At 65.9% G+C, this 5,965-nt stretch carries 7 protein-coding genes and 2 pseudogenes; 4 read left to right on the forward strand and 5 right to left on the reverse strand.

The genetic code is table 11. From position 1 onward, the window contains the following. The first annotated feature begins 896 nt into the window (after positions 1 to 896). Together P3G67_RS35520 and P3G67_RS35525 are read left to right on the forward strand one after the other, a co-directional pair. Positions 897 to 1,121 carry a hypothetical protein gene (locus P3G67_RS35520; RefSeq protein ID WP_276097202.1) on the forward strand — a complete coding sequence of 75 codons (225 nt, stop codon included), beginning with the start codon at positions 897 to 899 and terminating at the stop codon, positions 1,119 to 1,121. Next, the gene (locus P3G67_RS35525; protein WP_276097203.1) at positions 1,118 to 1,552 is read left to right on the forward strand and encodes a type II toxin-antitoxin system VapC family toxin; all 435 of its coding nucleotides are present in this window, start codon (positions 1,118 to 1,120) and stop codon (positions 1,550 to 1,552) included. Before P3G67_RS35520 ends, P3G67_RS35525 begins: the two co-directional genes overlap by 4 nt. A 121-nt stretch (positions 1,553 to 1,673) precedes the next feature. Here the strand turns inward: P3G67_RS35525 and P3G67_RS35530 are convergent, their stop codons facing one another. Then, on the reverse strand, positions 1,674 to 2,759 hold the full coding sequence (locus tag P3G67_RS35530; protein ID WP_276097204.1) for an integrase core domain-containing protein: 1,086 nt from the start codon (positions 2,757 to 2,759) through the stop codon (positions 1,674 to 1,676). Positions 2,760 to 2,911: 152 nt separating this feature from the next. Between P3G67_RS35530 and P3G67_RS35535 the strand changes: the two are divergent. Further along, positions 2,912 to 3,157: pseudogene (locus P3G67_RS35535) on the forward strand (questin oxidase family protein); the annotation flags it as partial. Between the two features lie 534 nt (positions 3,158 to 3,691). Further along, the gene (locus P3G67_RS35925) at positions 3,692 to 4,093 is read left to right on the forward strand and encodes a chaplin (protein ID WP_313881946.1); all 402 of its coding nucleotides are present in this window, start codon (positions 3,692 to 3,694) and stop codon (positions 4,091 to 4,093) included. A gap of 82 nt (positions 4,094 to 4,175) precedes the next feature. On the opposite strand, the pseudogene P3G67_RS36295 reads toward P3G67_RS35925, so the two are convergent. The 4 genes and pseudogenes from P3G67_RS36295 to P3G67_RS35555 all read right to left on the reverse strand — a co-directional run. Further along, positions 4,176 to 4,247: pseudogene (locus P3G67_RS36295) on the reverse strand (NUDIX domain-containing protein); the annotation flags it as partial. 87 nt (positions 4,248 to 4,334) lie between these two features. Then, a complete protein-coding gene (locus P3G67_RS35545) occupies positions 4,335 to 4,931 on the reverse strand; it encodes a GNAT family N-acetyltransferase (RefSeq protein ID WP_276097205.1) in 597 nt (198 codons plus the stop codon). Then, entirely contained in the window at positions 4,928 to 5,584 is a 657-nt protein-coding gene (locus tag P3G67_RS35550) for a M15 family metallopeptidase (protein ID WP_276097206.1), read from the reverse strand. The genes P3G67_RS35545 and P3G67_RS35550 overlap by 4 nt, the downstream gene beginning before the upstream one ends. A 40-nt stretch (positions 5,585 to 5,624) precedes the next feature. After that, positions 5,625 to 5,780: a hypothetical protein gene (locus tag P3G67_RS35555; RefSeq protein ID WP_276097207.1), complete on the reverse strand. Its 156-nt coding sequence runs from the start codon at positions 5,778 to 5,780 to the stop codon at positions 5,625 to 5,627. Between the last annotated feature and the right edge of the window lie 185 nt (positions 5,781 to 5,965).

Genomic DNA, 5,965 nt, shown 5'->3' on the forward strand with positions numbered 1-5,965 from the left:
GAACCGATCACCGAACCCCACCGGCTCACCCACCTCGACGTCCACCGACGCGACCGCCTCGGCGGCATCCTGCACGAGTACCAACATACGGCGTGACCAGCGCGGACGCGGTTCTTGGCACCTACAACGTTCCGGGGACGTGTCCAATTGGGCGTCCCATGGCCAACCGAAGGACCGGGTACCGCGCGCAGCGGTGCCGTACTGCACGCCCGCCCTGGGAGTGCCCCGTCTGCGGGGCGGCGCCAAGGGGCATTGCCCCGGCTTTACGGGATGGCGAGCACCTCAGCGAAGGCAGGCAAGGAGGGCTGACCAGCGAAATCAGGGAGTAGAGACCACTGGAGCCGCCCCGCCACCCCCGTCCTATGGGGAGCGTCTCCCCCCGCTCCCTTGACCAAAGGTCGGCCAGAACCCGCCAAGGGGCATTTAGGCCTCTCGATGCCCGCTACATCAACATCATCCCGGGTGACCTCGCCGCCCACCGGTTGACGACGGCGCGCAACGTCCCCGTACCGCGCCCCACATCCACCCGACCGGGCGACGGACAAATGGCCCCCGATTGGCACCACTTGAGGCTGGGAGCAAGAGCGCTCCCAGAGGGCTCCCCATCCGCTACCACCGCAAACACGACAAAGGCCGCTTCCGTTGCTCACGGAAACGGCCTTCGACCTGCGGTTTCGCAAGTCGGGACGACAGGATTTGAACCTGCGACCCCTTGACCCCCAGTCGGGTGCACCACTCTCCGTAGCGACCCGTATCGCACCGTAGCCGTCTCCCTCGTGGGGTACGCGGCCGTACCGGGCCGCCGAAGGACATACCGCCATCACAGCGGAGGCACCGTGCCGGTTCGATCGCTGCAGCCACCATGCTGGGCCCGCGACTCACGGTATTCTGGCCCTATGTCGATTCAGGTGCCCGAGGATCTTGAGGCCCGCCTGCGCCAGCTCGCGGCAGCGCAGGGCATCACCGTCGACGAGCTGGTTACCAAAGAGCTGGCCAAGCTCGTCACCCCGCGCCCTGCCCGCACCCTCCGCGGCAAGGGCGTACTGCACGCTGGCAGCAGCGCACCGCAGGCCCGCGACCTGAAGGCCTACATGCGTGGGGAAGCGGACGACGTCGCGTGACGCTCATCGTCGACGCAGGTCCCGTTTTCGCCTACCTTTCCGCGGACGATCCTGACCACGACCGCTCGATCGCCCTCCTGGAGAGCTTCGAGGGCGAACTCGTGATTCCCCAGCTCGTTCTGGCCGAGGTCTCCTACTTCATCAACACCCGCGTCAAACGCGCTGTCGGCGCGAAGAAGGCTGCCGAGGCCGAACTCGCCCTCATCGACGACATCATCGCGGGAAACTTCCGAGTCGAGCCCGTGGAAGACGAGGACTGGCCCCGGATCGCCGAACTCGTCAGCCGCTACCGGGACTTCCCCCTCGGCGTCACCGACGCCTCCGTCATGACAGCGGCCGAGCGCCTGGGCACCCCCAAGGTCGCAACCCTCGACACCCGCCACTTCCACGCAGTGACGTCCTCCCGATTCGGACACTTCGAGCTCCTCTAGAGTGCGGCTGCCGCACGCTCTCTGGCACCGCAGCGCTCTGCATCAAAACCATCCGATCGCCCGTAGCACTCCACAACGGCATCACCGCCCCTTGTGCCGTTCGGAAACTCGTCGCCGCTGCTCAAGCCGTGTACCTGTACTCGTTGATGGCGCCGCCAAGCAGCCGAGTTCGTAGGAGCCGGTGAGCGGACAGGTCGGTCACAGGCGTCGGGTGCTCCTGAGCGAGGGGCGGAAGCTGCGCTCGAGCCTGGTGCGGGCGATGACGGTTGTAGTGCCGGGCATAGGCATCAAAGACCTGCCGGGCGTGGGTCTCGTTCCAGATCAACAGATGGTCCAAAACCTCGCGCCGCAGGGTTCCGATGACCCGTTCGCAGTGCGCGTTCATCCGAGGAGCCCGCACCGCGGTCCTCACAGCCTCGATGCCGTCGGCCGCGAAGACCGCGTCGAAGGACTCGGTGTACTTCGCGTCCCGGTCGCGGACCAGGAAACGCAGCGAGTCGACCCACACACCCATCTCGACGGCAAGGTTTCGTGCCTGCTGCACCGTCCAGGATCCGGTTGGATGCGCTGTCACCCCGGCCATGTGCAGTTGGCGTGTGCCGTGCTCGAGGAACACCAGCGCGTACACCCGGCGCAGGTCGACCAGATCGATGTGTACAAAGTCGCAGGCAATGAGGCTCTCGGCTTGCGCGGTCAGGAGCTCGCGCCACGTCGGTCCTCCACGACGTGGGGCTGGATCGATGCCCGCCGCCGTGAGGATCTCCCAGACCGTTGTCGAGCCGACCGGGTGTCCGAGCCGGGCAAGTTCGCCCTGGATCCGACGGCAACCCCAGCGCGGATTCTCTTTGGCCAGCCGCAGTACCAGCCCTTTCACCGCACTCGAGGTCGACGGTCTCCCAGGCCTGCTCCGGCGCTGACTGTAGTCCCACTTACGCGCGATCAGTCTGCGGTGCCATGCGAGCAGTGTCGCGGGCGTCACCGGAAACACCTGCGCCCACCGGCGCCGGGGAATCAGCGAGGACAGCGCCGCAAACCACAATCGATCCGTAGGCTCGTACCGGACGGAGCGCGTGAGCTGTCTGCGCAGCACCGCGTTCTCATGCCGCAACACGAGCAGTTCTGCGTCCTTGGCCACTTCCCGACGCAGCAGCAATTCGGGAACCCCGAGCAGCTTCCGAGCCACCTGGTACACCAATGAGACGACCACCCAGACAGAGTTCCAGCAGACCTTCGTGGCGCGCCAGACCGCCTTCGAGCAGCAACGATGGGTTTCCGAACGGCACAGGGTCGGAGGTCCTAGATCGGGCTTACGTCTCCAGCCCGTTACGCCGCCGTGGCGTCCTGCCTACTGTCCATGCCATGGATACGACAGGGACTCTGGACGAGGCGCTTGAGCGACTGCACGATTCGGGGCCCGAGCGGCTTGGACGGCTCACCAATCACGCGCCGATGACCGTTGAGGATCTCGCTGCCCGCGGACAGGCACTTTCGGTGCACCGCTGGCTGGACCTGTACGCACGCAAGCTTGAGGAGTTCCCATCCCGTTTAGAGCCGGTCAGGGACGACAGTTGGCTTTCCGCGCTTGGCGATCCGCGCCGCGCGGCTCCTGGAGTGCTCAGGGCCGAAATCCAGGGAGCGTTGACACCCCTCCGGCCATCACGGCAGCACCCCATCGAAGTACGCTTAGACCGGCCCGTACACACCGCCGGGGATCAGCTCGGAGAGCCTGGCGCGGCCGGCCCAGGCCACCTCCGCCACCCCCCGCGGCGACGCCACCCGGGCCGTACCCGACACCGCCCGGCAGGCCGCGTACACAAGTCACCGAATCGTCGCCGGATGCACCGGCCCACAGCTTCCAGCGCCCGAATGAGACGACCGGTCCGCCCCCGAGGGGACGGACCGGTCGCGCGTGTCCTCGCATGAAGAGGAGAGCACTTCCATATCGCACACCGCTAACGACGCTGGCAACGGAGCAGTACGGCACGCGGGGAATGGTTCATCCGCTTGGCTCCCAAACGTTCGCCTGTCCGAGCGGCATTGCGCGACAAATAGGACACGTGCCCGTTGATCAGGTGCCTGCCGTGGCTCATCGGTAGGCAGCGGATCCGCTGATCTCCATGCATGAAAGGACAAGAGAGCATGTCGCGTATCGCGAAAGCCCTCGTCGTAACCGCCGCAACTGGCATGGCCGTCACCGGCGCAGCCGGAGTAGCCTCAGCCGACGCAGACGCTACGGCCGCCGCGATCGGCTCCCCAGGCGTCCTGTCCGGCAACGTCATCCAACTGCCGATCAACATCCCGATCAACATCTGTGGCAACACCATCGACGTCGTCGGCATTCTGAACCCGGCCTTCGGCAACCACTGCATCAACGGCAACTTCTTCGAGCGCCACGAGTTCCGTGAGCACCACCAGCAGGAAGACCAGGACCAGAACCGCCACCACCAGCAGAACCAGAACCATCAGCAGAACCACCAGCAAAACCAGAACCAGCACCACGACCAGGACCAGAACCACCAGCAGGACCAGGACGAGGACTAACTCGCCCTCCCACAAGCGGCCCTGCGGACAACCAAACCGCAGGGCCGCAGCAGTACCCGCGACCGCCGGCCGCGCCCTTCTCCTCCAACGCCTCCCGCACCGCAGCCCGTTCAGGCGACTCGCCCAGCTCGACCTTGCCCGCGGGAGCTCCCACAGCAGAGCGCCCTCCACGCCTGTACGGCGGACCAGCAGGACACAGTCGGACTGGACGACCACCGCGGCAGCAACCGACGACGACGTGTCAGCTCCCTCCTGGCTGGGGCACCGCGCAGGGTGCGCTGTCCATCCGGACGTGGAGGTGCCCTTCAGAAGGAAAGTCGGGTGGCTGGGGAGGCAGTACAGAACTCAGTAGGTAATTGCTCTTCTCTGCCACGCGGCATGAAGCGCGGTTGCCCACGGCATGGATGAGGTCGAGCCGTTCGAGCAGTAGCGGGCTCCTCGGACCGAGTGCCCAACGCGACACAACGTCCAGGGCTCGTGGCGCTATTCCCCGCCCCCTGGCCACTGCCGAAATCCAATAACCCACCTCTGCCGCAGGGTCATCAGAGCCGATCAATGGCTTGACCACCACGTGCCCTATCGGCAAGTTGATGCCTTTTTGCTCTGACTCGTGCTCCAGCACGGCAAAGCTAAACCGTCTGCCGGTGGACCAATCTTGGCTCTGCTCGTGAATCCATCGGCGGGCGCCCGCAATGCTTGTCACCGTGGTGGTCAGCCAGCGGCACATTTCCGGGTCACGGTGGGCCGCCACAAGAGCGTCCACGTCCTTGGCCTCCCATGGCCGCAGCTTCAAGGCCGGAGTCGTGACAGTCGCCTCCGCGTTCAGAATGGCAGTCATCGGCTCAGGTCCGTAGGTCCGTAGTCGGCGGCTTCCGCCCTGGTTGCCAGAGCCCAGTAGCGGTCTCCGTATGACCAGTGCCACCACTCTGTGGGGTAATTGACCAACCCCGCAGCAGTGAGCGCGGCGCTCAGCACAGCCCGATGAGAGCGGGCCTCGGCGCTGATGTTGTCAGCCCCTGTGTAACAGGCACCCGCGCTCTCCTCCGGGCTCGCGTTCATGCGGGTGCCCATGTCGAGTTCATGGCCATCGGCATCGACAAGGGTCAGGTCAACTGCTGCCCCGGCACTATGCGGCGCAATCTCCGGGGGAGAGACATAGCGACTCGCCGCGCCGTGGACCTGATCGGCCAACCATCGTGGATGTTCGGCACGCAGTTCGGCCGCGTATTCGTCGAAGTAGCGACGCTGAAGGGCCGGAGGCCGATACCCCTCGACGAACAACAACCGCAAGCCCGAAGGCAGCAACTCCTGCGCCCTGACAAGCCGGTTGAGCACCCCCTCACGCAAGTAGGCAAACGCACCATCGGAGTCCTGCTTCCGCCCATCGACCAACAGGTGGCTGTCTCGGCGGACGTCCACGAGCGGCTCACCGCACTCCCGGACAGGCAGGGCCGCGACCTTCGGGTCAGACATTAAGACGATCTCGCTCATGGCCCGATCATGTCGCCTGCCCGCCTCTGGCAGCAGCCAATCAGCTCATGTTCGTCCGGCCGAAGGCCAGGTCCCGGTACGGCAACTCCACCGCAGGACAGTCCAGCAGGCCGAGCTGCGCCTCGATCTGCCCGACCAGCTCAGCCGCCTCGTCCGCGTTCGTGCCGCTGCCCCCACGAGTGCACTTACCCGCCATTGAGTCGAACCGCCCGTCACCGCCAGGCGCGCCGAGCGGGGGTGACGGCGGGACTTGCGGCTAGTACTGCAATCACAGTTATGGGGTGTGGCCTCGGCGTTTGTAGTGGCTGCGGCGGGCTCGGGTCTGGCTGAGGCGTCGCCACCACGACCAGCGCAGATGATGCGTCGGAGCGAGATGGCGGG

Source organism: Streptomyces silvisoli, assembly GCF_029269905.1.
Lineage (GTDB): Bacteria > Actinomycetota > Actinomycetes > Streptomycetales > Streptomycetaceae > Streptantibioticus_A > Streptantibioticus_A silvisoli_A.

Coding starts and splice junctions, on each gene's coding strand:
- P3G67_RS35520 (WP_276097202.1), top strand. CDS start 897: ATGTCGATTCAGGTGCCCGAGGATCTTGAGGCCCGCCTGCGCCAGCTC.
- P3G67_RS35925 (WP_313881946.1), top strand. CDS start 3,692: ATGTCGCGTATCGCGAAAGCCCTCGTCGTAACCGCCGCAACTGGCATG.
- P3G67_RS35545 (WP_276097205.1), bottom strand. CDS start 4,931: ATGACTGCCATTCTGAACGCGGAGGCGACTGTCACGACTCCGGCCTTG.
- P3G67_RS35550 (WP_276097206.1), bottom strand. CDS start 5,584: ATGAGCGAGATCGTCTTAATGTCTGACCCGAAGGTCGCGGCCCTGCCT.
- P3G67_RS35555 (WP_276097207.1), bottom strand. CDS start 5,780: ATGGCGGGTAAGTGCACTCGTGGGGGCAGCGGCACGAACGCGGACGAG.